Source organism: Clostridium sp. ZBS2 (assembly GCF_023845855.1).
GTDB classification, from domain to species: domain Bacteria; phylum Bacillota; class Clostridia; order Clostridiales; family Clostridiaceae; genus Clostridium; species Clostridium aquiflavi.
The window spans coordinates 1-21,247 of record NZ_JAMQIF010000015.1 but is presented as its reverse complement, the minus strand read 5'-3'; the positions used below and the strand labels follow the sequence as shown (position 1 = coordinate 21,247).

Here is a 21,247-nt window from a genome sequence, read left to right as displayed (position 1 = left end):
TTATATTATGATAAGAATAAATTTTTATATAAAAAATTATAGATTATTGGTAAGATTTGTGTAAGAAGAATAGTTTTTATATTTATATATGAAGAGGTTAATATGAATTTTAAAAGTGAATATATTAAAAATGAAATTAACAGATTACAGCAGTTGTTAGATAATGACAATAGATTTAAACAAGAGTTTATTAAAAATAAAGAGAAACTATCTGGATTAGTAATTAATTATAATAATGTTAATTTGAAAGATAAGATATGTGAACAGAATATTTTTAAATTCTTGGGTTTTAAAAAAGAAGGAGTAAGAATAAAAATTAATGATTTGGTAAGTGGTTATATAGCATTTATCAGTAACTCTCAAGAAGAAGCAGAAGAAACAAAGGCTTATTATATAGAACAATATAATATTAAAGAGTATGAATGTAAAATTACAAAAATAAATGAAAATGTTACTGTAGAGTTAATGTTTAAAGAAGATTTATGGGGAAAGGTTCTTTATAGCGAGAATGAGCGTAAGTATTATCTTTATATATATAAAACAATCAATAAAGATGATAAAAATTATTATGTGAGATTTGATTCAGTTGAATTTTTAGCTTTTGCATTAAAAATAACTATAAATGATGCAACTATGTTATTACTTAATGCAATAAATAAAGAGAGAAAATATTTGATAGAAGAATATGAAAAGATATGTGAATATAACTTAAAGGATATAGAAGAAAGAATTTCTGAATACCAAACATTAAGAGTCTTTCTTCTTAAAGATATAGATATATTAAAAGCATTTATTGATTATGTTAAAGAAAACATATATAAATTAAGAGAAGAAGACAGAAAGCTATATATCTATTGTCCTAATGTGACTTTTGGAAAGATTATAAATAAATCAGGGAATATAGCTGGAAAATATCTAAATGTGTTGACTGCATTATGTCTTGTAGAGAAGAAAGTAGATAAAGAAGATAATAAAAATAATAGAAATGCTCCTGCTAAATATTATATAAAAGAATTTACCGAAGAAATCTTAAAAAAATCTAATGAAGTAGCTAGATTATTCATGTTAAACAATGTTAAAATTACAGATTTTACTGAAAACAAATGTAAAGAAATTTTGGGAGAAGAAAAAGCAAAAGAAATATTTTTTGCTAAATCCAATAAAAAGAAGGGAGGTAAATTATAATTGAGAGCTAAAATTGTAAGTTTAAAAAAAACTATTGATAAGGTAGCGAGAAGAGTTTATCAAGATATATTAAAAGAAGCATTAGAAGATAAGGTATTAAATAGTGTTTTTGAAGAAATAATTATTAAAAAGTTACTTATGTATAATTATGGAAAATTTAATTCTTATATTAAATGCACAGATATTAGTAATAAGAAGATTATTTTAAGTTTACTGATAAAATATAGAAATAAGAATTGTACTAAAGAGATTACGTCTATGTTTGAATTAGAAGATAAATATATTAGTGAGCTTGAAAGTGTTAAAGATTATGATGTTCTTGAATATTTTATAGAACACATATACATGATAGCAAAAGATGAAATTAATAATAATATAATAGAAGAACTATTTAATACTGATAAGTTAAAAAAAGTTACAAATTATAATATATTGCAGGAAATGAGAAAAGCACAAACTAAAGGAGATGTATTTGTATATAGAGAAGAACTAATTTCTATTTTAAAGGAGAATTATAAACATAATATTGATAAAATAAGACAATCTATAAGTAAACTTTCAGAAGAAAATATAATATATGAAGATGATGATAGGATTTATTTTACTGAATATTATGAAGCTGAGCATACTCTTGCATTAAATATAAAGCAGAGACTTAATACTGTTATTCAAATAGAAGAGCAAATAAAAGATAAGATTGATAGATATATTGAGAAAGAAAATAACACTAATACATATAAGTTTAGTGATGAACAGAGAGAAGCTATATATAATGTGTTTAATAGTAATATTTCATTAATAATAGGTTCGGCTGGAACTGGTAAATCAACTCTTATTGGTAATATTACAAGATGTATAAAGTATGTTTATTCAGATACTGTTAAAATTGGATTGGTGAGTTTTACAGGTAAAGCTGTAACAAGGTTAAATGCAGAAGAAATAGGTATTACAGCTACTACAATACACAGATTTTTAAATTTAAAAGATAATGATAAGAAATATGAGGTTAAATCAGTTCCAGCTGTTGAGTTTTTGATAGTTGATGAAGCATCTATGACAGATTTAAGGTTAATGAGTACATTATTCAATAGTTTAGAGAGCAATACAAGGATTATATTGGTTGGAGATATTTTTCAGTTAGAACCAGTTGGAGCTGGAGCGCCATTTTTGAATTTATTTAATTGTAATAATATAGCTAAAACTGAATTACATACAATATACAGACAGAAACAGAACTCAATTCTGCTTAATAATGCAAATGCTATAAGAAGAGGCGATTTTGATTCTATTAAATATTATGATGAATTTAAAATTATAGATTGTAAAGATGATAAAGACATATTAGGTAAGGTCACAGAGCAGATTAACAGTTTAAAAAAAGATGGGTATGCATTAGATGATATAGCTATACTTGCACAAAATAATAAGTTAGTTGATGAGATTAATAATATGATTTCTTATTCTGTTAGTATAGATAACAAGATACATAGTAAGCTGTTTAATATAAATGATAAGGTTATTCAAACTATTAATAATTATGAGAAGAATGTTTTTAATGGAGAAGCTGGTAAGATAACAGCAATAGAGAGCTTTGCAGATAGATATATTGTAAAAGTTAGGTTTGATTTTAAAGATAAAGAAGTTATATATACAAATGAAGAGATTTATCAGTTAAGATTGGGTTATGCTATTACTGTACATAAAAGTCAAGGAAGTGAGTATAAAGCTGTAATTATAGTTGTTGATGATGAAAACATAGATGTGTATTATAATAAGTTGTTGTATGTTTCAGCTACTAGAGCAAAACAGAAGGCTATAATTATAAGTGAGGCTAAGAATTTTAAAAAGGCAGTTGAAAATAAAAGTAAAGTTAGAAATGAATATCTATTAGAGAGGATACAGTCTTAGTTTTTCTTGATATGTATTAAATACAAACAGCATGTTTCATAGTATCTAAAAAATAGAAACTACAAAGATATTAAAGATTATATATTTAAAAGAAAAACTAATAAATAAATAAATAAACCCTAAAAGAAAGATTTAATGTTATAAGATATAAATTATTTATATCAGCTGTATTTAAAATTGATAGAACGGAAAATTATAATAGATACATATAACGTTATTTATTCTTGTATATAGATTAATAGTGTATTCAATAAGTTAAATGTGAAAAAATGTATTTTTAAAAGAATGAACTATAAGATTAGAAATATCTTTTAATTCATTCTTTTTAATTATAATAAGTTGTTTAAACGACAGAATGTCTCTTAAAGACATAGTTGCCTAAATAGAACAACATTCTTTTATTATTTATTTTATAATTAATTTATAGAAGAATGTTCATAAAGGTGTACCTTTATGAACATTATCTTATGTTCTTGAAAGTCCTGCGAGGACTAACAAGGAAAATAGTATTTAGAGTTAATTATAGAATTGTTTTATAAATGAACTTCTTCATAATACAAATTTATTTATGAACAAAAATTAAAAAATAACCTTTACGAACAGTGGAGAGAATTAGGATACATAATCATTAAAATATAGAAAGAATAAACATGTTAAGATATATAATTAATGTGAAAATATAAATTAATTATATTGTTATGCTATAATAACAATATAATTTTAAATAGGAGGTTTTATATGGATGTTGAATTAAGTAGAGTACAGCAATATTTAGAATGGATGAAAACAAAACTTTTTCTTGATAAAAAAGCTAAAAATGCTAAAGAACCCAGTATAAGATTTGTAAGAAGAGGACAAGTTTATGAATGTTCCTTTGGAGTTGGAATAGGAAGTGAACAAGAAAAAGAAAATAGACCATGTGTAATATTACAGAATTATAATGGAAATAGAAATTCACCTAATACTATTGTGGCACCAATTTCTCATACTGATGATAAATTACCTGTTATAGTTGAATTAGAAACACAATATAATAGTGATGGTACTGTGAAATTAGATGGTAGTGTTTTATTAGCTAATGTGATAACTATTAGTAAGGCTAGATTAGGAAATCTAATTACGGATTTAGGAAGTGAAGAAATGAAAAAAATAGATTTAGCACTTGCAAAATCTATTGATATTCATAAATATTATCTAGATATAAGTAAACAATTAGATAAGAAGAAAGAGTATATAGTTAATTTAAAAAAAGAAAGAAATTCAGTACAAGATGATTTGAAGAAAATCTTGAATTTATTACAAGTCACTTCATTAGAGGAGGCTGAAGAAAAAATAAAAAACCTATAGACAATATGTGTAAATATGTGTATAATAAAATTACAAAAAGATTTGCCTTAGGATAAGGTAGATAATATTATTATTTTAAAAGTAGAGAGTAAAGGATTTGCTCTCTTTTATCAATTATATGTATCAAAATAATGATTTGTACATATAATATAATACAAAAAGGTTTTAGCTAGGAAAGCTAAAATATTATATTATGAAAAAATGAAAGAGCTTAGGATAAGCTCTTTTTTAATATATATGAATGTATAAAAAATTTGAATAAACTCTTTCATTTTTTGTGAGATTCAATTAGTTTTAAATATTTGTAGATAGTAGGATAAGATAGGTTACAGAGCCTAGAGAATTCTTTCTTATTTATTTCTCCATTTTTATATTTGGGATAATGCTTATAAAAGACAGCTGGAATAGAATCAGCATCTGTAATAGGTCTACCTATTTTTTTACCCTTGACTTGGGCATTTTTCATGCCACTTTTAACTCTTTCAGATATCATATTCCGTTCTAATTCTGCGAAAACACCCATCATCTTTAACATACCTTCTGTCATTACATCAAGTTGCTTTGTGCAATCTAATACAAAAGTACCAAATATCAATTTTAGATGCTTTTCTTTAGCTAATTCTATAATTTCACAAAGTTGTTTTGTAGAACGGCTGATTCTGCTGACCTCAGTGCAGGTTAAAGTATCATAATCTTTAATTATTTCAAGAAGTTTACAAAGTTCAGGTCTATTCGTTTTTGTTCCACTTTCATATTCTTTATATATTTTTGATGTATCTGTTACTCCCAATTCCTTTAATTCTCGTATCTGTCTTGTAATATCTTGCATATTTTCGTTGGTGGAGCAACGAGCATATCCGTAAATCATAGTTAAATAACCTCCTGTTTTCAATTTTAATATATTATATGTAAACAAAAGGGTATTAATAATTTTGTTTATATTTTTTGGCTGATTTAAGAGGAAATAAGGCTTATTTTAGTATCTGAAAAAGTATAAACGAAAAGAAATCTTTTTATTTATATTATTATTTGTATAAATTAGGAAAATATGATAGACTATTTATTGAGAACGTTTGTTCTTGATGATGCATGGAAAATATATTTTTATATAAGTAATCAAGACAGACGTTATAAATTATTAGTAGAAATAAAAATGAATGTGGAGATAGATTTATGTTAGCAAATATTAAGACAACAATATTATTAGCATTAGGTATGATTTTTTTTAGTGTTATATATGGTATAGGGACAAGGATTTATAGAAGAATACAGTATAGTAGCATTAATGAAAAAATAGCTAAAAAAGTATGTAAAATTCCAAAGATACGTAGTATATTAGCAATCATGCAAATTATTATAATATGTATTATTTTGGGGATTGTTATTACATTACAGCAAGAATATAAATTTATATATTTGGGAGAATTAAGTAGTTACTTGAATTTAACAATTGGAATTTTAACGTTATATGGAATATTTTATGTATTTATTCAGTTTGCATTAAATTATTCGCTTCAGATTAAAGATGACAAGTATTGGGGACGAAGTAAAACAAAACTTTTGTTGATGGATAGTAAAGAATATATTTTTTTTAATTCAATATATTTTAAATGTATGTTACTATTTTCTACAATAATGTGTATTTGTAATGAAAAAATATTAGAAATGAAATATATTATTGTATATAAGGAGTATGTTAAGGCATTATGGGGTGTTAGTATAGCAATAGTGTTTATATTATACATTCTTTTGTTTATAAAGAGTATAAAAGTTATGATGAGATTATTCACAATGCAGGAACATAAAGATGTGTGGTTAAATAACTTAATAAGAAATAAAATTAAAGAAGAATACAAGGAAGTTTTTAATTATTATTATAAAGAAAAATCCAATGATTTTATAAGATGCTTGATGGATGAAACTGTAAGTTTTACTCAGAAACAAAGAATAGAAATGATTACTTATGTAATAAAAAACATTCATTATTATTTAGATATTAAAGATGAAAGCGATACATTAGATTTGGAAAAGATATTCTATTCAAGACAGATATTCAGTTATTTTTGGAATGTATGTGATGAATTAAAATTGAATTTTGAACAGATAGAAGACATATATAAATATCAGAATAGGATAATAAATTCTTTGATACATAATGAAGATATAAGTGAAAATATAAAAAATATAGAAAAGTTTTTTAAAGGAGAAAATACCTTTTTATATAATAATTATTTTGATTTGGATTGTAATATGTATTTTGATATTAATAATATATTGTGGACAAGTATTGATAATAAAGAAAAATGCAAGGCAATATATAGTTATATAGTCGATAGGCAAATAGAAAAACAGGTAATATATAAATATCTAAATGATAAGAAATTAACTGAGTATGAGGGGTTACTTATAAAACAATATAGTAAATTTATTTTTAAATTATTAGATAAATGTGTTCAGATAAATATAATAACAGAACAAGGTATAAAAGAAATTTTTAGAACAACTAAGAACAGAGTTTTAAATAAATTAAATCAAGAAATAATTTATAGATACATAGTTAATCTTGAATATAATCAAAACAATATAGAATATTTTAATGAGTTAATAAAACTAGTAGATTATAAATATAAAGTAGTAATTATTTTTTACATGATTTTATATACAGGGAATGATACTTATTACAAATGGGGAAATGAAATTAAAATATTTAGAAATGATTTAATTAATGATATTTATAATGATATGAGTTTAAAAGAAGAAGTTGTAGTTTTTATTTGTAAATATATAGAGAAAAGTAATATAGGACACAAAATAAAAAGTAAATTAGTTAAGTGGATTTATAATAGTATTTATAGAAAAATAGATGAAAAAATGATTAGTGAATGCAATCAGTATTCATATATTAATTATCTTAAACTATTAAAATTCAAATATATATTTAATGAAAGTAACTATGGTATGGAAATATTTGATTTTCAAAATATAAAAGTTGATAATTTAATAGAAAGTGGTTTATATGACTGGAGAATTGAATTCTTAAATGAGCTAACTGAAATTCCTAATATTTTGAAAGAAAAATTCTTTTTTGAACATCAAGAATATTTTTATAAATATTTTATTCAATCAAGAATTCCTGAAAGAATTTATTCAACAGAAAATTTTAAGATAATGTATGTAAATAGAATGTTCTATTTACGAGAAGAAACATTGGTAGAATTAATTAAAAATATTGGTTTCTTTCAAAAAGGATTATGTAATTTTCTTATTCTAAAATTAGCTGAAAAAGATTATAAATATTTGTTAATAAATAATAAAATATCTGAATTTATTAGGACAGAATTTAAAAGAACAATAAATAATAGTGGCATGAATATAAAAACATATATAACTAAACTTATTGAAGAAGCTAATAAGTGTATTTGTAATTCTGTATCAGATTTTGATAAAGAAAACATTTTTTATGAATTAAATAAATTAATGTTTAATGAAAAATAAGATAAGGAAAGAGAGATAAGAATATGGAAGAATTTATTATTCCAATTAAAGATAAGGGATATATAAAATTATTAAATGAAACAGTTGGATTTATTGATGATATATTAGTATATGGACAAGATATCTTCTCATTAATAAATAGTGATGGTGGAGATAACTCGTATTACAAGTCCAGTATATTATTAATGTTAAGAGAAAGCTTGGAAATTACGGATGGAATAAAATCATTATATAGTGGTTCAAGTATAAATGTATCATCAATTTTATTAAGAAGTATATTTGAAGTGTATTTAGGAATTAAGTATATTTTTCAAGAGGAATCTGAAATAAAAAGAAGAGCTTTATCATATGATGTAGAAAATCTCTATAGGAAAATTAATTATTATGAAAAAATGGATGTAAATAATGAAGAATATGCAGAGTTTAGAAAAATTGTTGGAGAAGAAGTAGCTGAAAATTTTGATTCAGAAGATATGCAAAAACGAATTAATAATTTAAAAAGTATATTTGATAAATATCCTGAGTATAAGGAAATTAAAGAAGAAAGAGAACAAACAATTTCACATAATATGAGGAGGTATAGGAATAAGACACCTAGGTGGTATGAATTATTTGATGGGCCTAAAAGTATATATCAGTTAAGTAAAACTTTGAATATGGAGAAGTATTACATTACATTGTATGAAGTATTATCCAATAAGAGTCATGGTAGCAATGCTATGAATGGGATAGGTATATTAAATGGGAATGTTTGCGTTGAAAATCCTAAGGTGCCATCACCATCAAAATTATCTATACAAATATCATTATTATCAACTTTTCTTGAAGGAATGTATTTTGAAATTGTAAAAAATATGTTAGATAAAGAAGATGGGGTTAATTTCGCACAGTGGCATTTTGAGTTGAGGAAAAGGGAAAAAATGATAACTGATAAATGGAAAAATGTAAAATACAAAAGCAAATAAGATATATAATTAGTTCAACTTTTGAATGTATAGATAGTATCAGTATAATAATTTGCCACAATAAGTTTTGAGAAGAAATAATAGTTTTTATATAATTATTATTTTTAAGTAGTGTGTTATAAGTAAGAAAAATTCAGTGTGAAAATGAAGTTAATGGGGGGAGAGTTTCATGAATTATTTTTATTATCCAGTAAAATTGAAAAGATGGAATATATTTGATAAAACTGATGGACTAGGTGATATTGTTGACTTTTATGCAACAGGAGCAACCAATATTGGGGATTTTATTATATTTTATGTTGGAAAAAATATTTATGAAAGGCAACCTGGAATTTATGCATATGGAATAGTTATAGATGTGGGAATAGAGATTGAAACTAATAAAAAATATTGTTATATTAAATTAACTACAATACAATATGATTATCCATTAATAGATTTTGAAAGGTGTAAGCAATTGATTATACCATATAATAGTAATCATATTATCAAAGATGAAAAACTAGTTGAATTACAAAAGTACATTAAAAATTCTCCAGAGATTGAAATAGTGAGTGAGAATGATATAAAAAAATATATAAATACAAAGGAAAGTCATTCTAATTCAATAAGTTATAATAAAAAACCAGTAGCAAAAAAAGCTGTACAAGAAGATAGTAAGGGAAAAAAATATTATCCTAGAAGTATTCAAGTATCTATAAATGCACTATGCTTGGCAAAACATATGTGTGAAATAAATAAAAAACATGAAACATTTATTAGAAAAAAAGACGATACTAATTATACAGAAACACATCATTTAATTCCGTTAAGCAAGTATGAAGATTTTGAGTTTTCATTAGATGTAGAAGAAAATATAGTATCATTGTGCAGTAATTGCCATAATCTTTTGCATTATGGCAAGGATTTTGAAAGTGTATTAAAAAAATTATATGAAGAAAGAAAAGAATTATTAAAATCAGTAGGATTAGAAATAACGTATGAAAAATTATTATCTTATTATAGATAAATTTATTGTTTAAAAACATTTGAACTTAAAGATAAGATACATATTATCTAAATCATATGATAAAATATAGTTTAGAAAACTAACGAAATATATTAAAAGCATTGTTTTCCAGACAGCAGTTAAAAAAAATTATGACTGTTGTCTGGAAGGCAATGTTTTTTCTTTTTATAAAAAATGAAAGGGGAAGGGATATGGAAAAGATACAAGAATATAAACCAGCGATAAAGATTCAGGATTTTCCGAGCAAAGGTAGGGTAAGCAGAATTAAAGGAAGAACAACAGGAAGATTACATCATCTATTGACTGATTTAGAAACAAATATATTTTATCTTTTAGATTTTGAAGAGGATGTTAGTGATATTAAAGAACATTATCCATTGCTTGATTTGATGGATGGTGAAGTAGATTTAGAAGATATTAACTTAAATAAATTCAAAAACAAAAAAACAGGAGAGCAATATATTTTTAGCACAACTTTTGTAGTTACGATTAATTATGCTAATAAAGAAAAGTACATTGCATTATCTGTAAAAAATGAAAGTCAGTTATACAGGGGGACAACATTAGAAAAGTTAGAAGTGGAGAGGAGATACTGGAAAGCTAAAGGTATAGAATGGAGCATTTTGACTAATAAAGATATCAATATGAATAGAGTGGAAAATATTAAGTGGTTATTATTAAATAATGATTCAGATGATATTGAAAATGAAGAATTAATAACTAATTTAATTCAAGATACAGTTCAAAGCAATTATGAAATTACATTAAATAACATGATTATTAATATAGCAAAAGTTACATGTATAAATGAAGCAATTATTTTAACTGTATTTAAAAGAATGATTACTAATAAGAAATTAATAACTGATTTAAATATAAAAATTTTATTAGAAGATAAGTTAATGAGATACAAAGTAGCTGAAGGCGGTGAGGTTATTGGAAGATGTATTAATGTTTAATATGGTCTTGAGAAATAGAAAAGAGGAAAGGCTACGAATCATATGGATAAGTGAAAATGAAGATGATTTTTATATTATAAATATTGATGATAATAAGTGGCAGTATATATATTCAAAGGTTCAGATAAAACAGGAGCTTAGAAATAAAGAAATAGAAGTTATTAATGATGATATTTTTATAGTATCAGAAGATGATATAAATGAGACAGCAAAAGCAATAAGAGATAAATACTTTGATATAGTATCTGAATTATATAGAAATATAAACGAGCCTGAGATATTTACAAGAGAAAGAAACAAATATGTGTCAGGCTTATGCAAGAAATACAAAATATCTAGAAGTACTTTGGATGAAGCCTTAAAGCGATATTGGAAAGGTGGAAAAAGAAAAAATGCATTATTACCACGTTATTACAAGTGTGGAGCTAGAGGAAAAGATAGGAAAGCAGGAAATAAAAAGAGAGGCAGACCAGCTATTTATAGAAATAATGATGGAATAAACGTAGATGATGATATAAAGAAAATTTTTAAGAAATCTATAAATAAATTTTATAATACTCAAAAGCAGAATTCACTAGTAACTACATATGAACTGATGATAAAGGAATATTTTTCAGAAGAAATTGTTAAATCTAATGATGATAAAAAATTAATAATATCAGATAGCAACAGACTGCCTACTATAGCACAATTTAGATATTGGTTTAATAAGGAGAGAGATATAAAAAGAGAAATTACAGCAAGAAATGGGGATAGGATATTTCAGCAGAAATATAGAGCTGTTTTAAATAGTGGTAATAAAGGAATATTAGGTCCAGGAATGGAGTATCAAATTGATGCAACGATAGGAGATATTTATCTAGTTTCAGAATATAACAGTCAGTGGGTTATAGGAAGACCAGTGATTTATATGATTATGGATACTTTCTCAAGAATGATAACTGGATTTTATGTGGGATTAGAAGGACCAAACTGGATTGGAGCTATGACAGCTTTATATAATTCAATGTCACCTAAAAGGGAGTTCTGCAAAAAATATGGTATTGATATAAAAGATGAAGATTGGAATTGTAGTAATGTTCCATTTTCTATTTTGGCAGATAGAGGAGAACTGGAAGGATTTCAAGCAGATAATCTTGTTAATAATTTGGGGATTCAGTTAAGTAACACTCCTCCATACAGAGCAGATTGGAAATCAGTTATAGAACAAAATTTTAGATGCATTAATTTGAAAGTAAACCCCTTATCTCCAGCTGTAGTATTACCTGACTTTAGAGAAAGAGGAGCAAAAGACTACAGATTGGAAGCTAAATTAACATTAAATGATTTTATAAAAATAATAATAAACATTATTTTATATCACAATAATAATCATGTTCTAAAACATTATGTTAGAGATAAAGATATGATTAAAGATGATTTAGAGCCGATACCAAAAAAAATATGGGAATGGGGAATTAGAAATAGAACAGGTATGCTTAGAACAATAGATTCTGAAACATTAAAATTTAGTCTGATGCCACGAGATGAAGCAACTATAACAGAAAAAGGAATAAAATTTAAAGGTGTCTACTATAGTTCTTTATTAGCTATAAAAGAAAGAAGATTTGAGAAAGCAAGATTACATGGAAAATATAAAATAAAAGTATTATATGACCCAAGAAATATGAATAACATTTATTGGATTCAAGATGGTAATATGAATTATGAAAAATGCTTTTTGCTAAATAAAGAATATAGATATTTAGATATGTGTGTAGAAGAAGTTGAGTATTTACAGAAGCGTGAAATAATGATGGTTAATAAGGAGCAATCAGATGAAATTGAAGAAAAAATAAATCTTATAAAGAATATTGAAGATGTTGTTAATAAGCAAGATAAACAAACTAATTTAAGAAATAGCGATTTAAAAGGAATAAGAGTAAATAGAGCTAGTGAAAAAATAATGAATAGAAAAGAAGAAGCTTTTATATTAGGAGAACAGAATAATATTAAACAAATAAAAGAAAGTGATGAAGAAGCAGATATAGATGATTTAGAACTTATAAAATCCAAGTTGAGGAGGCTTAACAATGAATAATATTGATGTAATAGGAATAGACGCAGTATATAAAACTCAAGAAATATCTGAATATAAAGGTAATCCTATGGTAGAAGCCTTACCTAACATTAAAAGTAAAAAAGAAGTAATTGATGATATATGTGTTTATCCATTATACGAAGAGGAAGAAAGAACTTTGGCATCTCATTTGAAATTACATGTAATACAGAGAATATTTAAATACTTTCAGCCACTGCCAATGCATTTAGATTTAGAAAGCAGGATTTCAAGAATGATAAGACAAGGTTATATAAATAGAAATCCATTAACAGCAGAATATAAAAGAGCATTAAACAATGGATATAGAGATATTAAGAATGGTTATATTACTCAAAATGAATTATTTACTACAACTGCATCAGGATTTTCGTTGATAGGGGTAAGTGGAATGGGGAAGACTACAGCTATAAATAGGATATTAAATTCAATACCACAAGTAATATTACATAAGGAGTATAAAGAAGTTCCTTTATGTATAACACAGTTGACTTGGTTAAAGCTTGATTGCTCATATGATGGTTCATTAAAGGCTTTATGTTTAGAATTCTTTTTGAGAATTGATAATATATTAGGAACAAATTATTTTAAAAAATACAATACTGCAAGATTATCAGCAAATGCAATGCTTCCGTTGATGGGACAGATTGCAAAAATATCAAACTTAGGGATATTAGTAATTGATGAAATACAGCATCTAAGCACAGCTAAAAGTGGTGGAGCTGAAAAAATGTTAAATTATTTTGTTACATTAATAAATACAATAGGTGTTCCTGTGGTTCTGGTTGGAACACCAAAAGCTCTAGAAATACTGCAATCAGAGTTTAGACAGGCTAGACGTGGAAGTGGGCAGGGAGATATGATTTGGGATAGATTGAAGAAAGATGAACAATTTACATTATTATTAGAAGGACTCTGGGATTATCAATGGACAGAAGAAAAGATAGAATTAACACAAGAATTTATTGAGGCAATATATGATGAAAGTCAGGGAATAATTGATATTGCAATAAAATTATTTGTAATGGCACAAGTAAGAGCAATATCATCCAGAAAAAAGGCAATAAGTGTAGCTTTAATAAGGCAGGTAGCAAAAGAAAATTTGAGACTTGTAAGACCTATGCTTAGAGCACTGGCAACAGGAAATTTGAAAAATATAAATTCTTACAATGATATTATGATTGTAGATATAGATAATTTTATAAGTACAGAGAAATTAAAAATAGATTCAAACAATAAGATTGATGAATTTAAGAAAGCTAAAGAGAGAGTGGATGAAGAAAATAAAATTGATATAAGGGAAAAAGCTTTTATAAAATTGTTAGAATCAGGATTTAATGAGGATGAAATAGAGAAATATTTAGATGAAGTAATAAAAACAGGTGAAAATAATATAGGAAAGATTGTTAGGGTTACAATTGAATTTATTCTAGGAAAAGTTAATAATACAAATCTTCAAAAAAGTAAAAGAAAATCCAAGAAACCTTTAGATAAAGATGATATAAGATTTATTGCTGAAGAAGCTAAGAAAGATAATATAAGCATTTATGAAAAATTGAAAGAGAACAATTACATAAGAAGTTATGAAGATATATTGAAAGGTGTGAATTAAAAGTGATAACATTCTTTCCAAATCCATATCCAGATGAACTTTTTTATAGTGTTATAGCTAGATACAAAATCTGGAATGGGATTTTAGATAATAAAACTTTATTAAGAGAATTGTATGGGAAAATATCAGTTACAGCAGGTAGAAAACTACCTGCTAATTTTGAATACTTAATAAGTAATTTACCTTACACATATGTAATGAAGGCTGATGAGTTGATTATGGAAAATACAGCATTTAAATTTTATACTGCTTTTGCAACTAAAGAAGCATCAGAAAAAATCTTTTGTAGTATGCTTGGTGATGATGGTTCTAATATTTATAATACACTAGGGTTATCAAATAATGTTGTTCATATAGATACTTCATTAAAATATTGTGAAGAGTGTATAGCTGAAGATAGAAGAAATTATGGGGAAGCTTATTGGCATTTAAAACATCAGTTGGATGGAGTTTTGATTTGTAATAAGCATAATAGAGCATTAAAGACACTTAATAAATCAGTTGAAAAAATTAATAGACAGGAATATTTGAATCTAGAAATAGAAGTAGAGGTTAATTGTGGCAATTACATAGCTGAATTAGATGATAGAGCTATGAGATTACAGAAAACATATTGTAATAATATAGATAAGTTAATGCGAATAAATTTTAAATATAAGAAAATGAATTTTTTTAGAGAAGTATATGCAGAAAAACTTATTGAGATGGGAATTTCAGATACTAGGATGAAATTAAATCAAGAAGATATATTGAAAGCTTTTAAAGGATTTTATGGTGAAGAATATTTAGATGCATTAGGTATAAATTTTTATATAAAAAATCAATACAATTGGGTTACAAAAATATGCAGAAAGCATAGAAATTTATTTCATCCAATGCAACATTTATTAATGATACAGTTTTTAAATATAGATGTTAAAGAGCTTTTTAAAAAGGATGATGTTAAAACTGATAATAATCATAAGTTACAGAAGAAAAATATTAATGAGATTAATGAATATAGGAAATCGTGGCTTTTGTTGCAAGATGAGCATAAGGATTTAAGTGTAAGTGAGTTAAGAAAATATGATTATTCAACATACAGATGGTTATTAAAATATGATAAAGAGTGGATTTTGAAGAATTCACCTAAACGAAAAAGTAAAGGTAACAATCATAAAATAGACTGGAAACAGAGGGATAATGAAATATTATTATTGTGTAAAAATGCAGTATCTGAAATATTAAAATCAGAGCAAAAACCACAAAGAGTGTCAATATCTCTTATAGGTAGAATTATAGGAAAACAATATTTATTAACTAAGTATTTGGACAGATTAATTAGAACTAAAAAGTTCTTAGAGGTTAATACTGAGTCTGTGAAAGAATTTCAAGAAAGAAGAATTACTTGGGTTAAGTATGAATATCCCAATATAGCTGAATGGAAACAAAGAAGAATAATAGGTGTTCATAAAGAACAATAATATAATGTGTTGATAATTTGAAAAAATCAATATATAATATTGTAATATAAAAACAACATATATTTTAGTTGTTCTAATTAATACAACAAATGAAAAGGTGAAAAATGGAAAAGTATATTACAAGTAGTTATTTTGAACAAAGTGAAAAAATAAATGAATATAGCACAATTTTACAGGACGATAATTATTATTATGTTAAAGCTATGATTTTTAGGCAGAGCTCTAGAATAGTATATAGGTCAGTATTGTCTTTTTGGGATATTTGCAAGTTATGTGAACATACTAAAGTAAGGCCAAAAGATGATAAGGAAGTTATCATGAATTTAGATAATATAAAGAATAGATATTTAGAACCTAAACATGGAGAGGATATTGTTTTATATATAAAAGATAATATTGATGATTTTATTTTACCTAATGTAACAACTGTAGTTAATGAAACATTACAAATTGTATACAACATTGATGATGAAAAAAGTATTAGTGTTAATATAAATAGAGAACTTAAACAAAATAATGGATGTATAATGGCCTATTTAAAATTGGATAAAAATATTAAGTTTAAAATAGCTGATGGAAATCACAGAACTTATGCATTGCATAAACTGGTGAATGAAAAGGTAATTAATGGGGAAATAGAAGGGCTATATATGGGCATAGATTTTTACTTGGAAACAGATGCTGAAAAGGAAAAGGATATATTTGTAAGGCTTAACACAACAAAATCCATGGATTCATCAGTTATGGCATTGTTAAATGTAAGAGATTTAATTTCATATTCAGTTAAGAGTTTATTAGGTGTAAGTGATAATTATAATTATGTAGTTGAACATTTTTATCCGGGAAAGGATAAGTATATAGGTGTTGATTTGGTAAGCGATAATATTCCAAAATCTAATAATACCATATCATTTAATATGATAAAGAATATAATTTCATTGTTAGCATTTGGAGTTCAAAATGCAGATAAAAAATTTGAAGAAAAATATAGAAATGATAAGTTATCGTATATAAAATTTATGAAAAAGATATCTGATTTTTTAAATTATATATTTAATAATTGTGAGCCATTTAATAAAATAAATATTGATGATGAATGCATAAAGAATTTTAGAAAGCAATACATATCTATGACTGGAGCAGGACTTTATATTATTGCACAAATAGGTCATGTGGCAATTAAGTATGAAAATATTGACATAATTAAGATTGCTAAAGCAATCTGCGAATTAGATTGGAGAAGAGAAGTACCTGATGATGATAATAAATTTGTTCCAAATCCAATTTTTCTTGGAGGAATTATTTCAGATAATTTGAAAATTTCTAATAATAGAACAGCTATTAGTACAACTACTGCAAAACTAAAGGAAATTTTAAGGCTAAGAGATAATGACATAGAACCATTGATTAATAATAAAAATAGATAATATGTAAATTAAAAGATAGAGGAGTAACTGATACCTACTATCTTTTAATTTATATAAATAATTTGAATGTGAGAGGGAAAATATGATATATGATGGAAGTACATTAGAGAGTATTGAGAAGTCTTTAGCTAATATATTTAATATTGAAAAAGAAGCTCTAATTGAAAAAATAATAGACTATTATTTTAATAATATAGATGAATTTGATAAGAATGAATATTTATATGAAGATTTTATAGAGAGTATTGGAGTAGATGATACGAAAGTTGTTTTTGATTACATAAATTTATTTCATGTTATTTCTTCAATAGATAATTTAGATACCATTAAGAAATTTGGATTGCTTGATTTAAAAGAATCTTTAATAAGAGAAACTTCTTTAAAGAAATATTTAAGTAAGATTGGAATAAACTTTATTTTAACAGATTCAGTAAATTTAACATATAAAGATTTAAAATATGATTTGAGCAAATATAATAAAGATAATACATCAACGAATACAGAATATTGGAAAGCTTACTATGCAGAATATTTATTTCATAGATTAAGTTTCGATTATAATATTAACGGATTTTTATTCTTAGATAATGCTTGTATAGACGATAGTTATCTTGATTTGAAAAATGAATCTGAATTTTTCAATAGATTAAAAATGTTTATTGGAGATAATAATCTATTTGATGAGTGGTTAGAAAATTCATGTAGTTATATTTTAAAGTGTACAGTAAAAACTGGCCAAGCCACTTTGGGAAATGGGTTAAAGTGGGAGGAAGAGGCTATAGAAGCAAAGAAATTAACAAAACAACTAATAGATGTATCAATTAGGATTATTGTAGATATGGAAGTACGAGGTGAAGTAAGATATCCTAGCGAATATGTATTAGTAAAAAATAATGTAATAATTCCCTTCACAGATATAGAAATTTTGGATTATAAATAGAAGGTAATAGTTTTATACTAAAATTAGTTGAATTTAGGAGGAAGGCTATGATAAATGAAAAAATTAATATTATAGCAATGTTTGCAGATAAGGCTTTTGATGAAGAAGAGTCAGAAACATTAAAATCTATAGCAAATGATTGCTTGAAGTTCATAGGTAGTGATGAATATTCAGATTTAGAAAAAGCTATTTTAGCATATCATGGAGCTACTTCATATAGCAATTATATTGGTATTAGGGATAAAGGAATTATGAATTATTTTGGTGATAATGCTAATGAGAGTGACTTTGAATTTTGCATTTATCTATATAGAAAAAGTATAAGATATTTTGAAAAGATTAATGTTGATGAAATGAATGAAATTGATAAATCGTACTATTTAAACTATAAACTCATGGTTTATACAAATTATTCGAATATACTTTATGAAACAGGTAGGCTAATAGTATCTATAGACAAGTTGAAAAATATATTAGATTATGATTTTTCAATGGCAATAGGAAACTTGGGGTGTAAACTTAAAGTTTATGCTGACTATGATTATGATACAGGGCATAAATATGTTTTATATAAGCAGTCATATAATTTATTGAATAGAATTGTTAATAATAAACAATTACATAGTGATGCAAAGAAATTTTTTGAAAAAGAAAAAACATGGTTGGAAGAAAACGTGGGAATAGAAGAACTAACTAAAGAGAGTAACTATAATAAAGAAACTCTTGGTGATAATGAAGATGAGATTGGATATAGAGTTTGGTGCAAAGAGAATATACTATTTTTAAATACTTTGAATGATGCTGTTAATTATTCTGAAGTAGCATATGACATAATTCATCTTCCTAATATGGTAGCATTAATAGATAGTACACCTAAGTGTCATGGACTTTTCAATCAGATAAAACAGGAATATGTATCGGCACGTTATATGATATATGAATGCTTAGATACAATAGACTCATGTGAAACACATTTTTCGGATAAAGATGTTTATATGGTAGATACTCTAGATTACTCTGTTTATGGTTTAAAAATAGAAAAAATGAAATATGCATATAGAGCATTTTATTCATTATTTGATAGAATTGCTTATTTTATAAACTACTATTTTGAATTAGGCATTAAAGAAAGAGACATATCATATAAAAGTATCTGGATGGGGGAGAAAAGTGGTAAAAAAGGATATAAATTTAATTATAATTTGAAAGAAAAAATGATGATTCATGAAGAATATAACTATCCCCTAATAGGGTTGTATTGGTTATTTAAGGATATATCTAAGAAAAAAGTTAAACATAATTATTTAGAGCCGGAAATCGAACAAATTTCAGATATAAGAAATTCTATTGAACATAAGTATTTAAAAATTATTGATGATAAGTTTTTGGGATTTTGCAACAATGAAGTGGATGATGATTTAGCATATATAAAAACATTTAGAGAGTTTGAAGAAGCATCAATTAGATTGATGAAATATGCTAGAGAAGCAATTATTTTATTATCATTATCAGTGCATTGTGAAGAAAGGTTTAGAGCAAGAAAGAGAAATGATAATCAATTTATTATGCCAATTGATTTATTAAAATATGAAGATGAGTGGAAATATTAAAATTATATGATTTTATTAAACAGTAGTTGAGAAAGGATAAATTATGGATAATTATTTACAAAAGAAAATTATTTCTCTTATTGAGTCAAAATATGAAGGTGAATATTGGGATTTTAAGGAGAAGTATTACAATAATAAAGCAAATATGGTTCATGATATTATTTGTATGGCAAATAATAGAGCTGATGAAGATGCCTATATTATATTGGGAATTGAAGACAAAGAATTTAAAATAGTAGGTATAGAAAATGACATTAATCGTAAAAATCAACAACAAATAATTGATGTGTTAAAAAGTAAGAAGTTTTCAGGTGGAATTCGTCCAGTTATAGAAATGAAAACATTAAAAGTTGATGGACATGAAATTGATATAATAATTATAAAAAATACTAATGATACTCCATATTATTTAATAGAAGATTATAAAGAACAAAATAGAACTGTAAGAGCTCAATATATTTATACAAGAGTTGGCGATACTAATACAGACATAGATAAAGGGGCAGATATAAATCATGTAGAATATTTATGGAAAAAAAGATTTTTACTTAATAAACCTCCATTAGAACAAATAAAAAATAGATTGAAAAATAAAGAGGAATGGGTTGAAAAAGAATATACTTATTATAATATGTTTAATCCAGAATATAGAATTGAGAAGGAATATGATGAGGGGGATTTGCATCCAGAGTTTTATTCATATGCTATGTATAATCAATCTACAACATATGGAATATTAAAGATTAAATGTTATGAGACAGAATTAGAAGCTTTTCAATTTGTAGTATTGGATAGTGGACGATATGTAACAACTGTACCAGATTGGGAATTTATTAGATTTGGAGAGTATAAGCCTGATTTTGATTATTGCTTTAAATATTTTATTAAAGATAATATAAAATATAAACTTCACGAGTTTTTATTAGAAGATGACAATTCAGAAGCAGTATTTGCATGTAAAAGATTTAGAGAAGTTATTTTAATTTTTGAAAATAGAAATGAAAAAGATAGATTTGTTAATTATATATATATTAATGAATGTAAATTTAAAAAACTCATTGAAGAACATAATTGTAGTTATGAATGGCTAGAATGTGAAAATGATTTAGTTAAAAAGGAAAATATAAAGAGATTAAAAACAGGAGAAGTTTTGAATAAAATGTTAGTAGATTTTAGAGAAGAAAACAAATCATAAAATATATTTTCCAATGTTCAATAATAATAAAGTT

15 protein-coding genes are annotated in these 21,247 nt (G+C 24.9%); 14 read left to right on the top strand and 1 reads right to left on the bottom strand.

Features of this window, described 5'->3' with window-relative positions:
* The first annotated feature begins 102 nt into the window (after positions 1 to 102).
* The 3 genes from NG918_RS09255 to NG918_RS09245 all read left to right on the top strand — a co-directional run bounded on the left by NG918_RS09255 (position 103) and on the right by NG918_RS09245 (position 4,440).
* Positions 103 to 1,185, top strand: a complete 1,083-nt coding sequence (locus NG918_RS09255) for a hypothetical protein (RefSeq protein ID WP_252225767.1) — start codon at positions 103 to 105, stop codon at positions 1,183 to 1,185.
* Positions 1,186 to 3,093 (top strand): ATP-dependent DNA helicase, encoded by a 1,908-nt coding sequence (locus NG918_RS09250; protein ID WP_252225765.1) that lies wholly within the window; start codon positions 1,186 to 1,188, stop codon positions 3,091 to 3,093.
* A 738-nt stretch (positions 3,094 to 3,831) separates the two neighbouring features.
* A complete protein-coding gene (locus NG918_RS09245; protein WP_252225763.1) occupies positions 3,832 to 4,440 on the top strand; it encodes a type II toxin-antitoxin system PemK/MazF family toxin in 609 nt (202 codons plus the stop codon).
* A 268-nt stretch (positions 4,441 to 4,708) separates the two neighbouring features.
* On the opposite strand, the gene NG918_RS09240 is transcribed toward NG918_RS09245, so the two are convergent.
* The gene (locus NG918_RS09240) at positions 4,709 to 5,269 is read right to left on the bottom strand and encodes a recombinase family protein (protein WP_353735862.1); all 561 of its coding nucleotides are present in this window, start codon (positions 5,267 to 5,269) and stop codon (positions 4,709 to 4,711) included.
* A 344-nt stretch (positions 5,270 to 5,613) separates the two neighbouring features.
* Here NG918_RS09240 and NG918_RS09235 point away from each other — a divergent pair, with 344 nt between their 5' ends.
* The 11 genes from NG918_RS09235 (at position 5,614) to NG918_RS09185 (ending at position 21,213) form a co-directional block, all read left to right on the top strand.
* Entirely contained in the window at positions 5,614 to 7,935 is a 2,322-nt protein-coding gene (locus tag NG918_RS09235) for a hypothetical protein (protein WP_252225759.1), read from the top strand.
* A gap of 23 nt (positions 7,936 to 7,958) precedes the next feature.
* Positions 7,959 to 8,900: a DUF5677 domain-containing protein gene (locus NG918_RS09230; RefSeq protein WP_252225757.1), complete on the top strand. Its 942-nt coding sequence runs from the start codon at positions 7,959 to 7,961 to the stop codon at positions 8,898 to 8,900.
* Between the two features lie 169 nt (positions 8,901 to 9,069).
* Positions 9,070 to 9,909: an HNH endonuclease gene (locus tag NG918_RS09225; RefSeq protein ID WP_252225755.1), complete on the top strand. Its 840-nt coding sequence runs from the start codon at positions 9,070 to 9,072 to the stop codon at positions 9,907 to 9,909.
* Between the two features lie 191 nt (positions 9,910 to 10,100).
* The gene (locus NG918_RS09220; RefSeq protein WP_252225753.1) at positions 10,101 to 10,868 is read left to right on the top strand and encodes a TnsA endonuclease N-terminal domain-containing protein; all 768 of its coding nucleotides are present in this window, start codon (positions 10,101 to 10,103) and stop codon (positions 10,866 to 10,868) included.
* Positions 10,846 to 12,948 (top strand): TnsB C-terminal domain-containing protein, encoded by a 2,103-nt coding sequence (locus NG918_RS09215; RefSeq protein WP_252225751.1) that lies wholly within the window; start codon positions 10,846 to 10,848, stop codon positions 12,946 to 12,948. The genes NG918_RS09220 and NG918_RS09215 overlap by 23 nt, the downstream gene beginning before the upstream one ends.
* Positions 12,941 to 14,578, top strand: coding sequence for an ATP-binding protein (locus NG918_RS09210; RefSeq protein WP_252225749.1), 1,638 nt, complete (start codon positions 12,941 to 12,943; stop codon positions 14,576 to 14,578). The genes NG918_RS09215 and NG918_RS09210 overlap by 8 nt, the downstream gene beginning before the upstream one ends.
* A gap of 2 nt (positions 14,579 to 14,580) precedes the next feature.
* Positions 14,581 to 16,041, top strand: coding sequence for a TnsD family Tn7-like transposition protein (locus tag NG918_RS17090; RefSeq protein WP_252225747.1), 1,461 nt, complete (start codon positions 14,581 to 14,583; stop codon positions 16,039 to 16,041).
* A 104-nt stretch (positions 16,042 to 16,145) separates the two neighbouring features.
* Positions 16,146 to 17,468, top strand: coding sequence for a DNA sulfur modification protein DndB (locus NG918_RS09200; protein WP_252225745.1), 1,323 nt, complete (start codon positions 16,146 to 16,148; stop codon positions 17,466 to 17,468).
* Positions 17,469 to 17,550: 82 nt separating this feature from the next.
* A complete protein-coding gene (locus NG918_RS09195; protein ID WP_252225743.1) occupies positions 17,551 to 18,408 on the top strand; it encodes a hypothetical protein in 858 nt (285 codons plus the stop codon).
* A gap of 47 nt (positions 18,409 to 18,455) precedes the next feature.
* On the top strand, positions 18,456 to 20,018 hold the full coding sequence (locus NG918_RS09190; RefSeq protein ID WP_252225741.1) for an LA2681 family HEPN domain-containing protein: 1,563 nt from the start codon (positions 18,456 to 18,458) through the stop codon (positions 20,016 to 20,018).
* Positions 20,019 to 20,061: 43 nt separating this feature from the next.
* Positions 20,062 to 21,213, top strand: coding sequence for an AlbA family DNA-binding domain-containing protein (locus NG918_RS09185; RefSeq protein ID WP_252225739.1), 1,152 nt, complete (start codon positions 20,062 to 20,064; stop codon positions 21,211 to 21,213).
* Positions 21,214 to 21,247: the final 34 nt, after the last annotated feature.

What these genes read in the sequence shown, in the direction of transcription:
- NG918_RS09225 (WP_252225755.1), top strand. Translation starts at nt 9,070, where the DNA reads ATGAATTATTTTTATTATCCAGTAAAATTGAAAAGATGGAATATATTT.
- NG918_RS09195 (WP_252225743.1), top strand. Translation starts at nt 17,551, where the DNA reads ATGATATATGATGGAAGTACATTAGAGAGTATTGAGAAGTCTTTAGCT.
- NG918_RS09210 (WP_252225749.1), top strand. Translation starts at nt 12,941, where the DNA reads ATGAATAATATTGATGTAATAGGAATAGACGCAGTATATAAAACTCAA.
- NG918_RS09235 (WP_252225759.1), top strand. Translation starts at nt 5,614, where the DNA reads ATGTTAGCAAATATTAAGACAACAATATTATTAGCATTAGGTATGATT.
- NG918_RS09230 (WP_252225757.1), top strand. Translation starts at nt 7,959, where the DNA reads ATGGAAGAATTTATTATTCCAATTAAAGATAAGGGATATATAAAATTA.
- NG918_RS09200 (WP_252225745.1), top strand. Translation starts at nt 16,146, where the DNA reads ATGGAAAAGTATATTACAAGTAGTTATTTTGAACAAAGTGAAAAAATA.
- NG918_RS09185 (WP_252225739.1), top strand. Translation starts at nt 20,062, where the DNA reads ATGGATAATTATTTACAAAAGAAAATTATTTCTCTTATTGAGTCAAAA.
- NG918_RS09245 (WP_252225763.1), top strand. Translation starts at nt 3,832, where the DNA reads ATGGATGTTGAATTAAGTAGAGTACAGCAATATTTAGAATGGATGAAA.
- NG918_RS09255 (WP_252225767.1), top strand. Translation starts at nt 103, where the DNA reads ATGAATTTTAAAAGTGAATATATTAAAAATGAAATTAACAGATTACAG.
- NG918_RS09190 (WP_252225741.1), top strand. Translation starts at nt 18,456, where the DNA reads ATGATAAATGAAAAAATTAATATTATAGCAATGTTTGCAGATAAGGCT.
- NG918_RS09240 (WP_353735862.1), bottom strand. Translation starts at nt 5,269, where the DNA reads ATGCAAGATATTACAAGACAGATACGAGAATTAAAGGAATTGGGAGTA.
- NG918_RS09220 (WP_252225753.1), top strand. Translation starts at nt 10,101, where the DNA reads ATGGAAAAGATACAAGAATATAAACCAGCGATAAAGATTCAGGATTTT.